Origin of the sequence: Agrobacterium bohemicum, from assembly GCF_002896715.1 — a bacterium.
GTDB classification, from domain to species: domain Bacteria; phylum Pseudomonadota; class Alphaproteobacteria; order Rhizobiales; family Rhizobiaceae; genus Agrobacterium; species Agrobacterium bohemicum.
Genome location: NZ_PGEL01000015.1, coordinates 73,746 through 88,400, shown reverse-complemented (window position 1 = coordinate 88,400; position 14,655 = coordinate 73,746). Strand labels below are relative to the sequence as shown.

At 56.9% G+C, this 14,655-nt stretch carries 13 protein-coding genes; 12 read left to right on the top strand and 1 reads right to left on the bottom strand.

Going from position 1 to position 14,655, the window contains the following annotated elements; translation table 11 throughout:
• Window position 1: 1 nt before the first annotated feature.
• From CUC55_RS01565 to CUC55_RS01525, 9 genes are all read left to right on the top strand, one after another.
• Window positions 2-517 carry a MarR family winged helix-turn-helix transcriptional regulator gene (locus tag CUC55_RS01565; protein ID WP_067653495.1) on the top strand — a complete coding sequence of 172 codons (516 nt, stop codon included), beginning with the start codon at window positions 2-4 and terminating at the stop codon, window positions 515-517.
• A gap of 576 nt (window positions 518-1,093) precedes the next feature.
• Window positions 1,094-3,406 carry a bifunctional salicylyl-CoA 5-hydroxylase/oxidoreductase gene (locus CUC55_RS01560; protein ID WP_067653497.1) on the top strand — a complete coding sequence of 771 codons (2,313 nt, stop codon included), beginning with the start codon at window positions 1,094-1,096 and terminating at the stop codon, window positions 3,404-3,406.
• 7 nt (window positions 3,407-3,413) lie between these two features.
• The gene (locus tag CUC55_RS01555) at window positions 3,414-4,199 is read left to right on the top strand and encodes an SDR family NAD(P)-dependent oxidoreductase (protein ID WP_067653499.1); all 786 of its coding nucleotides are present in this window, start codon (window positions 3,414-3,416) and stop codon (window positions 4,197-4,199) included.
• A 23-nt stretch (window positions 4,200-4,222) separates the two neighbouring features.
• Window positions 4,223-4,642 (top strand): acyl-CoA thioesterase, encoded by a 420-nt coding sequence (locus CUC55_RS01550; protein ID WP_067653501.1) that lies wholly within the window; start codon window positions 4,223-4,225, stop codon window positions 4,640-4,642.
• The gene (locus CUC55_RS01545) at window positions 4,635-5,030 is read left to right on the top strand and encodes a RidA family protein (protein WP_170063803.1); all 396 of its coding nucleotides are present in this window, start codon (window positions 4,635-4,637) and stop codon (window positions 5,028-5,030) included. Before CUC55_RS01550 ends, CUC55_RS01545 begins: the two co-directional genes overlap by 8 nt.
• Window positions 5,031-5,058: 28 nt before the next feature.
• Window positions 5,059-5,487 (top strand): cupin domain-containing protein, encoded by a 429-nt coding sequence (locus CUC55_RS01540; protein WP_067653503.1) that lies wholly within the window; start codon window positions 5,059-5,061, stop codon window positions 5,485-5,487.
• Window positions 5,484-6,332, top strand: a complete 849-nt coding sequence (locus CUC55_RS01535) for a fumarylacetoacetate hydrolase family protein (RefSeq protein ID WP_067653505.1) — start codon at window positions 5,484-5,486, stop codon at window positions 6,330-6,332. Before CUC55_RS01540 ends, CUC55_RS01535 begins: the two co-directional genes overlap by 4 nt.
• A gap of 2 nt (window positions 6,333-6,334) precedes the next feature.
• Window positions 6,335-7,117 carry an SDR family NAD(P)-dependent oxidoreductase gene (locus CUC55_RS01530; protein WP_067653507.1) on the top strand — a complete coding sequence of 261 codons (783 nt, stop codon included), beginning with the start codon at window positions 6,335-6,337 and terminating at the stop codon, window positions 7,115-7,117.
• Window positions 7,050-7,955 carry an alpha/beta hydrolase gene (locus CUC55_RS01525; protein WP_425352703.1) on the top strand — a complete coding sequence of 302 codons (906 nt, stop codon included), beginning with the start codon at window positions 7,050-7,052 and terminating at the stop codon, window positions 7,953-7,955. The genes CUC55_RS01530 and CUC55_RS01525 overlap by 68 nt, the downstream gene beginning before the upstream one ends.
• Before the next feature lie 746 nt (window positions 7,956-8,701).
• On the opposite strand, the gene CUC55_RS01520 is transcribed toward CUC55_RS01525, so the two are convergent.
• Window positions 8,702-9,316: a TetR/AcrR family transcriptional regulator gene (locus CUC55_RS01520; protein WP_103086771.1), complete on the bottom strand. Its 615-nt coding sequence runs from the start codon at window positions 9,314-9,316 to the stop codon at window positions 8,702-8,704.
• Between the two features lie 106 nt (window positions 9,317-9,422).
• On the opposite strand from CUC55_RS01520, the gene CUC55_RS01515 reads away from it, so the two are divergent.
• The 3 genes from CUC55_RS01515 to CUC55_RS01505 are packed head-to-tail and all read left to right on the top strand — an operon-like array spanning window position 9,423 to window position 14,643.
• Window positions 9,423-10,496: an efflux RND transporter periplasmic adaptor subunit gene (locus CUC55_RS01515; RefSeq protein WP_067653512.1), complete on the top strand. Its 1,074-nt coding sequence runs from the start codon at window positions 9,423-9,425 to the stop codon at window positions 10,494-10,496.
• Window positions 10,493-11,575 carry an efflux RND transporter periplasmic adaptor subunit gene (locus CUC55_RS01510; RefSeq protein WP_067653514.1) on the top strand — a complete coding sequence of 361 codons (1,083 nt, stop codon included), beginning with the start codon at window positions 10,493-10,495 and terminating at the stop codon, window positions 11,573-11,575. Before CUC55_RS01515 ends, CUC55_RS01510 begins: the two co-directional genes overlap by 4 nt.
• Window positions 11,572-14,643, top strand: a complete 3,072-nt coding sequence (locus CUC55_RS01505) for an efflux RND transporter permease subunit (protein WP_103086769.1) — start codon at window positions 11,572-11,574, stop codon at window positions 14,641-14,643. The genes CUC55_RS01510 and CUC55_RS01505 overlap by 4 nt, the downstream gene beginning before the upstream one ends.
• Window positions 14,644-14,655 lie beyond the last annotated feature (12 nt).

Below are 14,655 nucleotides of genomic sequence, written 5' to 3'. Positions count from 1 at the left end.
AATGGAAGCAGACGCGGTCGCAAGCGCCGATCTGGAAATGATCGTCCACGGCCCGCATGGTCGCAACAAGCCGGAAACCCGTCTATGGCTGCGCATGCTTTCCACCACCAAGCTGATTACCACCGAAATCCGCCGGCGCCTTCGCTCTGAATTCAGCGCCACGCTGCCGCAATTCGACCTGATGGCACAGCTGTATCGGGAGAAAGATGGTTTGCGTCTTGGCGAACTCTCCAAACGCACCATGGTCACCAATGGCAATGTCACCGGCCTGGTGGAGCGGCTCGAGACTGATGGTTTTGTGCAGCGTGTTACGCCGGATGGCGATCGGCGCGTGACTGTCGCCAAGCTGACACCGGCCGGAACCGATCTGTTCATCGCCATGGCCGCTGCCCACGAAGGCTGGCTGCGCGATATCATGGCCGATGTCGATGAAGCGATGATCTCGTCCTTGTGGTTGGAGATCGGCGCAGTGAAGGCGTCCGCCAGCAATCATCTTTCCGGCAGCGCCTTCGAGTAGTAAGGCCAATTGCCTCTGTATCGTGTGCGATGTCGCCAGACATCGTTGTGCGGGATTTTTGGTCGCCCAGCGGCTCTTCGGCCATGGTTGCATCGGTGGCTGCCCGCGATGAGCTCTAACCGGATCGGGCTGCCATCGACTTCACGCGGCCACAGGCAAAGCCACTTTCCGGTGTTGGCACTATGTTGTTGAACGCGAGCGGTGGACTGTCAATCATTCCTATATCTCCATCATGCGCTTGAAGCGTGCTGCGCGAGCCTTAGTGTCCAGTCACGTCCCTCCATCACGAATCTTCTAGACGCCACAAGATGCCGCGTATGATCCAACGATCATCAATCTCCTTTCAAGAAAATTAAACCGCGTAGACGCTCAAAGTTGCGCCGGCTCGTTTGTAGGAACGCGCCCTGATTGCTGTCAATTGATCGAAGGGACCAGGTTCTAAGACATTCCCGTGCGTCGACTCACACAAATTGGGTGGGGACGTTTTATTGGTTGACAAATTCGCTCACGCAAATACTTTAACCTTCAAATAAATCATCTACCTCGACGCATTAGTCGAAAACCGTGGAGGGTCACATGCGTATCGTTTGTGTTGGTGGAGGTCCCGCAGGACTGTACTTCGCCCTGTTGATGAAGAAGCTACATCCCGAGCATCAAGTCACCGTGGTCGAGCGTAATCGTCCCTATGACACCTTTGGTTGGGGCGTCGTGTTTTCCGACCAGACCATGGCCTCCATGCAGGTTTGGGATAAGGAAAGCGCTGACGAGATCCAGCAGGCGTTCAACCATTGGGATGATATCGAGGTCCTTTTCAAAGGAACGCGTCAGCGCACGACAGGCCACGGCTTTGTTGGCATCGGCCGCAAGAAGCTGCTGAATATATTGCAGGCGCGCTGCGAAGCGCTGGGCGTCGAACTGACGTTCGAGACCGAGGTGGAAAGCGATCTGGAATACCCGGATGCTGATCTTCTGATCGTGTCGGACGGACTGAACTCTAAAATCCGCAACAAATATGCAGAGATTTTTGAACCCGATATGGCGGTACGGCCGAACCGTTACATCTGGCTCGGTACCAACAAACTGTTCGATGCCTTCACCTTCGATTTCCGCAAGACCGACCACGGCTGGTTTCAGGCGCATATCTACAAGTTCGACGAGAACACCTCGACCTTCATCATCGAGACGACGGAAGAGGCTTATCAGGCGCATGGCCTGGGTGAGATGGATCAGCAGCAATCCATCGATTTCTGCCAGGACCTGTTTGCCGAAACGCTTGATGGTTCGGAACTGATGACCAATGCGCGCCACATGCGTGGCAGCGCTTGGCTGAACTTCACCCGGTTGATCTGCGGCAAGTGGAGCCATTTCAACGGCAATTCCCATGTCGTGCTGATGGGCGATGCGGCTCACACAGCCCATTTCGCCATCGGCTCCGGCACCAAGCTTGCCATCGATGATGCCATCGAGCTGGCCAACCAGTTCAACAAGGCTGGTCACGGCAAGGACAGCATTTCAGATGTTCTTAAAGTCTATGAGGATATTCGCCGCGTCGATGTGGCCCGCATCCAGAATGCGGCACGCAATGCCATGGAGTGGTTCGAAGTGGTGGGCCAGCGTTATGCCGATACACTGCCGCCTGAACAGTTCATGTATTCAATGCTGACCCGCTCGCAGCGTATCAGCCACGAAAATCTGCGGCTGCGCGACAAGGATTGGCTGGAAGGTTACGAACACTGGTTTGCCCAGCTATCCGGCCTTGAGGTCAAGGAGAAAGAGCGCTGCCTGCCGCCGATGTTCACGCCCTATACGCTGCGCGGCACCACGCTTGCCAACCGCATCGTCGTGTCGCCCATGGCGATGTATTCCGCGACCGATGGTGTGCTGGATGATTTCCACATGGTGCATCTGGGCGCGCGCGCCATGGGTGGGGCTGGCTTGATTTTCGCCGAGATGACCTGCGTATCACCCGATGCCCGTATCACACCGGGTTGCCTAGGGCTATGGAACGACAAGCAGATTGCGGGCTGGAAGCGGTTCGTGGACTTCGCCCATGCCAACAGTAACGCCAAGGTCGGCATCCAGATCGGCCATGCCGGACGAAAAGGTGCGACAAAACGTGCCTGGGACGGCATCGACCAGCCGCTTGAGGAAGGGGCATGGCCCTTGTTCTCGGCCTCACCGCTTCCTTATCTGAAACAGAGCGTCGTTCCCAAGGCGATGAACCGGGCCGACATGGATCGCGTCAAGGCCGACTTCGTAGCTGCCACAAAGCGCGCGGCTGAAACCGGTGCCGATTGGCTGGAACTGCACTGCGCCCACGGCTATCTGCTTTCCAGCTTCCTGTCGCCGCTGACGAATGTGCGGACGGACGAATATGGTGGCAGCCACGAAAACATGACACGCTATCCACTGGAGGTGTTCGCCGCCGTTCGTGAAGCATGGCCTGAAAACAAGCCTATCTCGGTTCGCCTGTCCTGCCATGATTGGGCTGAGGGCGGAAACACGCCCGAGGATGCGGCCATCTATGCGCAGATGTTCAAGGATGCAGGTGCCGATCTGATCGACTGCTCGTCGGGTCAGGTTTCCAAGGAAGAAAAGCCTGTGTATGGCCGTCTGTTCCAGACGCCGTTCTCGGACAAGATCCGCAACGAAATCGGCATTCCAACCATTGCAGTTGGCGCGATCTCGGAGGCGGACCACGCCAACTCCATCATCTCCGCAGGCCGTGCCGATCTGTGTGCGGTCGCCCGTCCGCATCTTGCCGATCCATCCTGGGCTCTGCACGAAGCCGCCAAGATTGGCCTGAAATCCGTGGCGTGGCCAAAGCAGTACATGTCTGCCAAAGCACAATACGAAGCCAATCTCGACCGCGCAGCGGCGGCAAAGTGAGGTCGTCATGGTAACGCAAACCCTTGAAGGTCACCATGCGTTGGTAACCGGTGCCGGAAGCGGCATCGGCGCGGCCATTGCCATGACGCTGGCCAAGGCCGGGGCCAAGGTCACACTCGCCGGTCGTCGTCGTCAGCCGCTGGAGGATGTGGCCGCTGCCATTGGCGGTAACAGTCTGGTGCTGGATGGTTTCGATGTCACCCAGCCCGACGCGATTGCCAAGGGCATGGAGACAGCGCACACAACATTCGGGCCTGTTTCCATCCTGGTCAACAATGCTGGGGAAGCGCCGAGTGCGTCCTTCGAGAAGACGTCTCTCGACATGTGGAGCCATGTGCTCTCTGTCGATCTCACCGGCGTGTTCAACGTAACACAGGCAGCGCTTGCCGATCTGAAAAGCCATGGCACCGGTGCCCGCATCATCAACATCGCCTCCACGGCGGGCTTGACGGGTTACGCCTATGTCTCTGCCTACTGCGCCGCCAAGCATGGCGTCATCGGCATGACGCGGGCATTAGCGCTGGAACTGGCCAAGAAGGGTGTGACGGTCAACGCCGTCTGCCCNGGTTTTACCGACACCCCGATCATCCAGCACTCGCTGGAAACCATCATAGAAAAGACCGGCCGCAGCCGTGATGAGGCTTTGGCCGAATTCACCAAGTCGAACCCGCAAGGCCGCCTCATCCAGCCGCAGGAAGTGGCCGATACCGTGCTCTGGCTTGCCTCACCTGGGGCAGGTTCCATCACCGGGCAGGCCATTGCGGTTGCCGGCGGCGAAGTCATGGTTGGTTGAGCGAGAAAGAAGCGAGAAGACATATGCCCTTTACCCATTCCAAGCCGATGCGTTTTGGCGATTGCGATCTGACCGGGATCGCCTACCATCCGGCCTATCTGTCCATGCTGGTCGACGTCAACGAAGCCATGTTCGCGTCCTTCGACGTGACATGGAAAGAAATCATGTTCGAGCGCAAACTGGGCTTGCCGACCGTGACCATGAACCTCGAATTCAAGAAACCCGCCGTCTACGGCGATGTGCTGGATTTCGCCGTCCATGTGCGCTCCATAGGTCGCGCATCGCTCGATCTGGAAACTATTGTCACCGTGCGCGGCGACATCATCTGGACGGTCCGCCAGCGCATCGTGATGACCTCACTGACCGACCATAAATCTCATCCCTGGCCCGACGACATTCGCGCAGGCCTGACACGTTATCTGGAGCCAAGACATGATGCATGAAATCATCCAACCCGATGGTTGGGCAAAGCCCATCGGCTATTCGAACGGTATCAGCGCCCGTGGCCGCATCGTTCAGGTCGGCGGCCAGATCGGCTGGGATGCGCATTACCAATTCCATTCCGACGATTTTGTCGATCAGGTTCGCCAGACACTTTTGAACATCGTCAGCGTGCTGGAAGCGGCCAATGCCAAGCCTGAGCATCTCATCCAGATGACATGGTATTTCACCGATCGCGAAGCCTACAAATCCNGCATGCGGNACATCGGTGCCGTCTACCGTGAGATCATCGGTCGTCACTTTCCGCCCATGGCCGCCGTGCAGGTCGTGGCGCTGATGGAAGATCGCGCCAAGATCGAGATCCAGTCGCTTGCCGTTGTGCCGGACTGATTTCAAGTTCAAAGAGGAGGAGAATTCGATGACCAGCAAAGTCATGCCCGTGGTTACCCGCAAGGGACGGGAAGATACCGGCACCGGCCAGTCCGGCGGTTGCGTGCGCATATCCGGCGTCAGCCCACAGCACACGCCTGCCACTAAAATCTGGTTCGGCAAGGTCTCGAACGATCCCGGCTATCGTTCCTTTCCCCACCACCACGGAGAGGCCGAGACCGGCGGATACGTGCTGAAGGGCAAGGCCCGCATTTATTTCGGCGAGAACTGGCAGGAGTTTCTTGACATGGAAGAAGGCGACTTCATCTTCGTGCCGCCCAACTGGCCGCATATCGAAGTCAACATGTCCACCACAGAGGAACTGGTCTGGCTGACGACGCGCACGCCCGACAACATCGTGGTCAACCTGCCCGACGTTGACGACAGCGTTCTGGTTGGCTTCAGGAGAGCAGAATGAAACTGTTGAGACTAGGCGCACTCGGCGCTGAAAAGCCAGCACTTCTGGCTGATGACGGCACATTGCGCGATCTTTGCGGCATCGTCTCCGACATTGCAGGCGAAATGCTGGGCGATGAGGCTCTAAACCGCATCCGCAGCATCGATCCCGCAAGCCTGCCGCTCGTATCGGCTGACCGCGTGGGTGCCTGCGTCGGCAATGTCGGCAAGTTCATCTGCGTCGGCCTGAACTATGCCGATCACGCCAAGGAGACCGGCAAGGAGCCGCCACCCGAGCCGATCCTGTTCATGAAGGCAACGACAGCGGTTGTCGGCCCGAATGACGATGTCGAGATTCCCCGCACCTCCGCCAAGACAGACTGGGAGGTCGAGCTTGGCGTGGTCATCGGCAAACGCGCCAAATATGTCAGCGAAGCCGATGCGCTATCCCATGTCGCCGGTTATTGCGTGGTCAATGATGTGTCCGAGCGCGCCTTCCAGTCGGAGCGCGGCGGGCAATGGACCAAGGGCAAAAGCCACGATACGTTTGGCCCCATCGGCCCATGGCTGGTCACCCGTGATGAGGTTGCCGATCCACAAAACCTGTCGCTTTGGCTCGATGTGGACGGCCAGCGCCGCCAGACCGGCAACACCTCCACCATGATCTTCGGTGTCGCCCATCTCGTCAGCTATATCAGCCAGTTCATGACGCTGATGCCGGGTGATGTCATCGCCACCGGCACTCCGCCGGGCGTCGGCATGGGCATCAAGCCAACACCCGTCTTCCTTCAGACGGGTCAGGTCATGACGCTCGGAATCGAAGGTCTGGGCGAGCAGCGCCAGACGACCATAGCAGCGAGGGACTAACCATGAGCAATCTCAAAGGCCGTCTAGCCATCGTGACCGGCGGTGCACGCGGACAGGGCGAAGCAGAAGCACGGCTGTTCGCCTCCAAGGGTGCTGCCGTCATCATCGCCGATGTTCTGGCCGACGAAGGCCGCACCTTGGCGCAGGCCTTGCAGGATGACGGGTTCGAAGCACGCTTCGTCCATCTTGATGTGACAGACCCAGCAAGCTGGGCTGGCGTTGTTGCTCTTGCCACCGAATGGAAAGGCCGCATCGATATTCTCGTCAACAATGCCGGGATCATCAATCGCTCGACAGTTGCGACGACGGGTCTCGAAGCATGGGAACGCGTGCTGAAGGTCAATCTGACAGGCGCATTCCTCGGCATACAGGCCGTGACTGACCGCATGGCCGAAAGCGGTGGCGGCTCCATCATCAACATTTCTTCCAATAGCGGCTTTTCCGGCCATTACGACCCGGCTTACACTGCCAGCAAGTGGGGCCTGCGCGGCCTGACCCGCAGTGCGGCCATGGAGCTGGTTTCGAAAAACATCCGCGTCAATGCCGTCTGCCCGGGCCTCGTGGTCACCGGCCTCAACGCCAGCAGCCCGCATTTGAAACCGATGATCGAGATGACGCCGATGAAGCGCAGCGGAAAACCGGAAGAGATTGCCGAACTCGTGCTCTTCCTCGCCTCCGACGCATCCAGCTTCATTACCGGCGAGGATTTCGTCATCGATGGCGGCTTTACCGCAGGTGCAGCCTACCGTCGCGTGGCGAGCGAGACCGGAATTTTTGAAACCTGAAGCAGACAACGCAATGCGATACAAAGTGAAGGACTGGACCTGGGTTTACGACAACGGGGCCAACATACCGAAGTCCGAGAACTGGCCAGGCGTGTGGGTCGAGCCGGCGCGGCAGGCACGTGAGCATTTGGCCGCAGCAGGCCGCGCCCATCTCGATCTTGCCTATGGTGATGCCGAGCGAGAACGCTTCGATCTGTTTCTACCCAACGCAAAACCGCAGGGGCTTGTCGTTTTCGTGCATGGCGGCTTCTGGATGAACCTTGACAAGAGTTTCTGGTCTCATCTGTCCGCCGGTCCTCTCGGACATAACTACGCTTTTGCCGTGCCGAGCTATACGTTAGCGCCGCAGGCAAGGATTGCCGAGATCACCCGCGCTATCGGCAAAGCCGTTTCAGCCGCAGCCGAACGCGTTGAGGGACCTATCCGTCTTATCGGCCATTCGGCTGGCGGGCATCTGGTTACACGGATGATCAGCGCCACGACCCCTTTGGCGCCTGCCATTTCTAACCGCATTGAAAAANCCGTGTCGATCTCTGGTATCCATGATCTGCGACCCATGATCCGGACGAAGCGCAACGAAACGCTTGCCATCGATGCGGCAGAGGCTGCCAGCGAGAGCCCTGCGCTTCTCGAACCTTTGGCCAACACACGCCTTGTTTGCTGGGCAGGGGAGCGGGAAACCTCCGAATTCCTGCGGCAAAACGCGCTTCTGGCCAATATCTGGATCGGGCTCGGAGCGGAAACTGAAGTGGTGATAGAGCCGGATCGGCACCATTTTAACGTCATTGATGGGCTCGCCGATCCCACCCACCCGCTGACCCAAGCGCTCTTGGATTGAATCGATCCTGGTTCGGCAGCAATGAGCGGTGCTCCTCAGTATCCACTGTGGCAAAGCGAACATGACGCGCTTGCAGCGCAATGTTTGAATTCTGCTCAAACGTAAGCGCTCATCCGATACCGTCCGTACGGGTGCCGCTGTTAAAACATCAAAGCTACGACCATAATTCACATTGTCACTCATAGTATTCTCCGCATGATTCATGCCGAAAATGACCGATCTTTCAACGCTGCGCTACGTGGGATGGCTTACCCGCTTTCCACAATACCCAACGCCCGCATTCATCCCTCGACCGACAGACGCCGGATAAGGCCAGCTTCAACGCGCTGGCACCGATGATGGTGGCAACATAATCGAGGCGGAAATCCACTGAGCAAAAAGCCCGAAACTGTTAAGACAAACCGAGCACCTCTCAGACCTCACGCCAAAACATAGTCGCCTATGAATCATCGATTACGTTATGTACGAATCCTGAATGTCGATCCGTCTTAGCAACGCCGGTCGGGCCTGCATTCCTATTGGGCGGCACACAATGTCCATTTAAAACTAATAAATGTGCCTCACCCGCTTCACGGGCACGCGTGGCTTCGACACCAGCATAAGGGCAAGAAGGTTGTGGAATGCAATCTCGTCGATAACAGTGATGATTTGTCCAATCTGATTGGACGCTGCGACGTGGCTCAGGGCGCTCCTGCCTCACTGCATGTACGGTCATTTCTGAATGTCAGAGCGCCGTTGACTTTCATTCAGCCACGTCCGACCAANGATGAGATAACGAGATCGACATGTGCAGCGACATAGGTGTCGACATTTAGATCCCGACGATCGCCATGTATGATCATTNCAACGATCATCGCCACTATAGGGCCGATAATCACCCGGGCGCTGGCTCTAGGTCCCGTTGCAAACTCTCCGGCCTTGATGCCTTCATCAAGGATGTCTTGCGTATGGATGATGAGAGGTTCGATAAAATCGCTATAGTGCTTATCAACCACATCCGGAAATCGTGTTCCCTCTGATACCACAAAGCGCAAAAGCTCGCGTAACCGCTTGTCACCGGACATCTCATTATATGCGAGAAGTATCAACGATCGGAGCCGCTCGACGCAGTTTCCCTGAATATTCTTGCATTCTTTCAGAAAACGCTCCAGCGGCGAGGCTGCGTGCTGAATCATCGCAGCGAACAGTTCTTCCTTGGTCGAAAAATAGACATAGACCGTGCCCTTTGTCACTCCAACACGATCTGCGATGTCTTCAACGCGCGCTGCGGTGAAGCCGTGTAGAACAAATTCCTCAAACGCTGCCTCTAATATCTGGGTAGGTCGAAGTGCTTTTTGTTCTGCTCTCGTAAGTCTTGCCATTTGTGACCCTTATTCGCTCGTCCACCGACACGCAATCTAAAGAATTTCATTGACTTTCAGGTAAGTCAAATTTATCACCGTTTTATATAAGTTCAAGGGGCAAGACATGAATCGGTTAGTGACATACGCCTTTGCGTCATCACTCATGAGCGGGCTTTACGCTTGTGCACCCAAGGAAGAAGCGCAGGAGAAAGCTCCTCGAGAAGTTGAAACGGTGCAAGTCAGGTCTACCCCCATTGCGGCTGCGGTATCGACCACAGGCGAAATCAACGCCCGCATACAATCCGACCTATCATTCCGCGTGAGTGGGCAGATCATCGAACGCCTTGCTGATGTGGGCCAGCATGTGAAAGCGGGTCAGACTCTGGCCCGGATCGATGCGCAAGAGCAGGAAGCCGATCTACAGGTGGCGCAGGCCACTCTCCAATCGGCACAGGCGCAGCAGACCCAAGCACAGCAGGCATATGATCGTCAGCAGAGTTTGTTCACGACCGGTGTCACAACGAGAGCTGACCTGGATCAGGCGCAGGAAACGCTTCTCACCGGGCAAGGCACTGTCCAGTCTGCGCAGGCGCAGGTCGATAGCGCCCGTGACGCATTATCCCAGACGGAACTTCGGGCTGATGCCGATGGCATCATCACAGCGCGTAACGCGGAGGTGGGTCAGGTGGCACAAGCTGCGCAACTCGTCTTTACACTTGCCCATGATGGCCCGCGCGATGCTGTTATCAATGCCGATGAGGCCACGCTGCTTGGCGGAGAACTCCAAGGCGACATCTATGTCAAGATGTTGTCTGGCGGAGAGCCGATAAAGGCAACCGTCCGCGAGATTTCGCCAACGATCGATACGACGACGGCAACCATCCGGATAAAGCTGGCGCTCGATGCTACCGCCGATGTGCGTCTTGGAAGCCCGGTGGTAGCGACGGCTTATTACAAGCCCGTCGACACGATCGAGTTGCCGTGGTCTGCCATGGCATCCATTTCTGGCCGTCCCGCCGTGTGGGTCGTCGATCAGAAGGATCACTCGATATCCTTGCGCGAAATCAAGGTCGGCACTTATGTCAATGAGCATTTTTCGGTTCGCTCCGGCCTGTCCGAAGGCGAGATCGTCGTGGCAAACGGAACGAAGTTCCTGACCGCGGGCGAAATGGTGGCATATAAAGGAGCCGCACAATGAAACACTTGAAGAGCGTACTGACGCTCCTGCTGGCCAGCACCGTGCTTGTGTCCTGCCAGAAAGAGGAGGACACGCCAGTTGAAAAGCCTCGGCCCGTTCTGTCCGTCGTGGTCGCGCCTGCACCCGTTGCAACGCTGACGCTTCCTGGCACTGTTGCGGCACGCTTCGAAACGCAGTTTGGGTTCCGCATTCTCGGACGCATCGTCGCTCGCAATGTTCAGGTGGGCGATGTGGTGAAAAGGGGCGATATTCTTGCCGCGATTGATCCACTCGCGCTCGAGCTTGCCGTACGAAGCGCGCAGTCTGACCGCGCAAATGCCGAGGCGCAACTTGCCAATGCGATCACCAGCGAACAAAGACAGCGGACGCTCTTCGAACGCCAGTCCGCCGCAAAAGCCACATTCGAAACTGCGCAACAGGAACGCCAGACGGCAGAGGCCAACCTTAACAAGGCACAGGCCAATCTGGACAAGGCCTCCGAACAATTGGGTTATTCCAGAATTCTATCTGAGTTCGATGGCGTGATCACCGGCACGTCTGCGGAGGTTGGTCAGGTTGTTTCGGCAGGACAGAGCGTTGTGACCGTCGCGCGGCCTGAGGAACGTGACGCCGTGATCGATGTTCCCGAATCGACCGCGCTTCTCAAGTCCGGCACCAGCTTTGATGTCTCCCTCCAGTTGGATCCAACGGTGCATGCCCAGGGTCTCATACGTGAGGTTGCGCCGGAGGCAGACGATGCCACTCGCACCAGACGCACGAAGCTGACCCTTGTCCAACCACCCGAGGCCCTCAGGCTCGGTGCGGTCATTACAGCAACCGCCACCGTTGATTCTCAGCCAGTCATCCGTCTCCCGTCGTCTGCCATCAAGACCGACGGGTCGAAGACCTCCGTCTGGATCGTCGACGACAAGGCAGGACGTGTTTCATCCCGTGACGTGACGCTCGACAAGGCTTCCGTGCCGGGTGGAACTGTCGTTGTTGCGACAGGCGTCAATCCCGGAGACCGTGTCGCGGTTGCCGGCGTCAACCAACTGCAAGACGGCCAGGCCGTTCGTATCGACCAGGAGGTTTCCCAGTGAAATCGTTCAATCTTTCTGACTGGGCACTCAACCACCGCTCTCTGGTCTGGTACTTCATGATCGTATTCGTGATAGCGGGTGTTTTCTCCTATTTGAACCTTGGTCGTGAAGAGGACCCGTCCTTCACCATCAAGACAATGATCATCAACGCGCAGTGGCCTGGAGCATCCGCAGAGGAAGTCACGAACCAGGTCACCGATCGAATCGAGAAAAAACTCGAGGAACTCGACGCGCTGGACTATACGCGCAGCGAAACGAAGGCCGGGCAGACAACGATTTACGTGGAACTGTTGCCGACAACGAAGGCCAGGGACGTCGCAGGAAACTGGGTCCGGGTCCGCAACATGATCAACGATATAAAGGGCGACCTGCCAAGTGGCGTGATCGGGCCTTTCTTCAACGACACATTCGGTGATGTGTATGGCAACATCTATGCTTTCACCTCCGATGGCTTGTCGCAACGGCAATTACGCGATCTGGTCGAGGATGCCCGTGCACGGCTCCTGACTGTTGAAAATGCGGGTAAAATTGACGTCATTGGCGCGCAGGACGAAGCGGTCTATCTCGAGTTTNCAACGCGCAAGATCGCCGCGCTTGGCCTTGATCGGCAATCCATCGTCAGTACGCTTCAGAGCCAGAATGCCGTGACGCAATCGGGTTTCATCGATGCCGGACCCGAGCGGATAGCGATCCGTGTCGGGGGTGCATTCGCATCCGAGGAGAGCCTGAAAACGATCAATCTGCGCGTCAATGATCGCTACTTTCCGCTGACTGACGTCGCAACGATCAAACGGGGCTATGTCGATCCGCCGTCTGCGCTGTTCCGTTTCAAGGGAAAACCTGCGATCGGCCTTGCGATCGGCATGACTGCAGGATCCAACCTGTTGCATTTCGGTGAGGAGCTCGACGCTGAAATGAAGCGTGTGGTCGCCGACCTTCCAATTGGCGTGACGGTCGAGCGCGTTTCGGACCAGCCCGCGGTGGTCGATGAGGCCGTTTCCGGCTTCACGACAGCTCTCTTTGAAGCCATCGTCATCGTTCTTGCGATCAGTTTTATCAGCTTGGGCGTTCGCGCCGGTCTGGTCGTTGCGATCTCAATTCCGCTCGTTCTTGCCATCACCTTCGTCTTCATGGAATACACTGGCATATCGCTGCAGCGAATTTCACTTGGTGCCCTCATCATTGCCCTCGGCCTTCTCGTGGACGATGCAATGATTGCGGTCGAAATGATGGTGTCGAGATTGGAGGTCGGCGACGATCTGCGCAAGGCTGCCACATACGTCTATACCTCGACGGCCTTTCCGATGCTGACGGGGACGCTTGTCACGGTTGCCGGTTTTATTCCGATCGGCCTCAACAGCAGCGCGGCTGGCGAGTTCACCTTCACACTCTTCGTTGTCATTGCCGTGTCGCTCGTGGTGTCATGGGTCGTCGCTGTCGTGTTCACGCCGTTGCTGGGCGTGGTCATTCTGCCGAAAACGATGAAATCGCATCATGAACAGAAGGGTCCTGTGGCCCGGGCCTTTGCCTGGTTGCTTCTTCTGGCGATGCGGTGGCGGTGGGTGACAATCATCTCGACCATTGTTGTTTTCGCATTGTCGCTCGGCGGTATGGGTTTGGTGCAACAACAATTTTTCCCGACATCGGACCGCGTCGAATTGATCATCGACTGGAGCTTGCCTCAAAACAGCACCATCGCTGAAACCGACAGGCAGATTGCGCAGTTCGAAAAGGAAAAGCTGGCCGGTAATGCAGATATAGATCACTGGTCGACCTATGTCGGAGAGGGAGCCCCGCGCTTTATTCTTTCCTATGATGTTCAGAGCCCGTCTGCATGGTTTGGTCAGGTCGTCATCGTCGCGAAAGATCTGGAAGCGCGAGATCGCCTAAAGGCTGATCTTCAGGCTTACCTGACAAAGACATTCGCTGGCACGGACGCCTTCGTGAAGTTTCTTGATATAGGTCCTCCGGTCGGCAAGCCCGTCCAGTATCGTCTCAGTGGACCCGATATCCAAAAAGTCCGCGATCTGGCCCATCAGTTTGGCGCAATCGTCAATGCCAATCCTCTACTTTCGAATATGACCTATGACTGGAACGAGCCTGCAAGAGTGGTCAAAGTCGATGTCCTGCAGGACAAGGCCCGGCAACTGGGGGTTTCCTCTCAGGATATCGCCACAGTACTAAACGATGTCGTCGAGGGAACATCGACCACTCAGATCCGGGACGACATCTATCTCATAGATGTGATTGGCCGTGCCGAGGATGTGGAGCGTGGATCGATTGAAACGCTCAAGAACCTGCAGCTTTCGGGGTCAAACGGGAAGTCGGTGCCGCTGTCGGCCGTCGCCAAGTTCCGTTACGAACTTGAGCAGCCGATGATTGCGCGCCGCGACCGCATTCCAACCATTACCTTAAAGGCGGCCGTCATCGGCTCTACTCAACCTGCAACTGTTGTCGAGCAGTTGAAACCGGCCGTAGAGAAATTTGCGGCCGCGCTTCCAGCCGGCTACAAGGTAGAAATCGGCGGGTCGGTTGAATCAAGCGCGGACTCGCAGGGACCTATCGTTGCGGTTGGACCATTTATGCTGTTTGCGATGGCGACTATCCTGATGTTCCAGCTTCAGAACTTCAGTAGGCTGTTCCTGGTTTTCGCAGTCGCTCCGCTTGCACTGATTGGCGTCGTTGCCGCTCTGGTTCTGAGCAATGCTCCGATGGGCTTTGTGGCTATTCTCGGTATTCTTGCTCTGATCGGTATTCTTATCAGAAACTCGGTGATTTTGGTCGTCCAGATAGAGCATCTGCGTGAGGAAGGGGTCCCGCCGTGGAGGGCTGTTATCGATGCGACGGAACACCGTATGAGACCGATCATGCTGACAGCTGCTGCAGCAACCCTCGCCCTCATACCGATCTCGCGTGAAATCTTTTGGGGACCCATGGCCTATGCCATGATGGGTGGCATCGTCGTTGGAACGGTTCTGACCCTTCTGTTCCTACCCGCTCTTTACGTGGCGTGGTTCAGGATACCCGCTGAAGATAGGGAAGTATCGCAGGAACCAGCAACAGTTTGAAAGATGGAGGGC

Bases quoted from the DNA above. Each gene is read 5' to 3' on its own strand.
- CUC55_RS01565 (WP_067653495.1), top strand. From the start codon at position 2: ATGGAAGCAGACGCGGTCGCAAGCGCCGATCTGGAAATGATCGTCCAC.
- CUC55_RS01515 (WP_067653512.1), top strand. From the start codon at position 9,423: ATGAATCGGTTAGTGACATACGCCTTTGCGTCATCACTCATGAGCGGG.
- CUC55_RS01530 (WP_067653507.1), top strand. From the start codon at position 6,335: ATGAGCAATCTCAAAGGCCGTCTAGCCATCGTGACCGGCGGTGCACGC.
- CUC55_RS01560 (WP_067653497.1), top strand. From the start codon at position 1,094: ATGCGTATCGTTTGTGTTGGTGGAGGTCCCGCAGGACTGTACTTCGCC.
- CUC55_RS01550 (WP_067653501.1), top strand. From the start codon at position 4,223: ATGCCCTTTACCCATTCCAAGCCGATGCGTTTTGGCGATTGCGATCTG.
- CUC55_RS01535 (WP_067653505.1), top strand. From the start codon at position 5,484: ATGAAACTGTTGAGACTAGGCGCACTCGGCGCTGAAAAGCCAGCACTT.
- CUC55_RS01540 (WP_067653503.1), top strand. From the start codon at position 5,059: ATGACCAGCAAAGTCATGCCCGTGGTTACCCGCAAGGGACGGGAAGAT.
- CUC55_RS01510 (WP_067653514.1), top strand. From the start codon at position 10,493: ATGAAACACTTGAAGAGCGTACTGACGCTCCTGCTGGCCAGCACCGTG.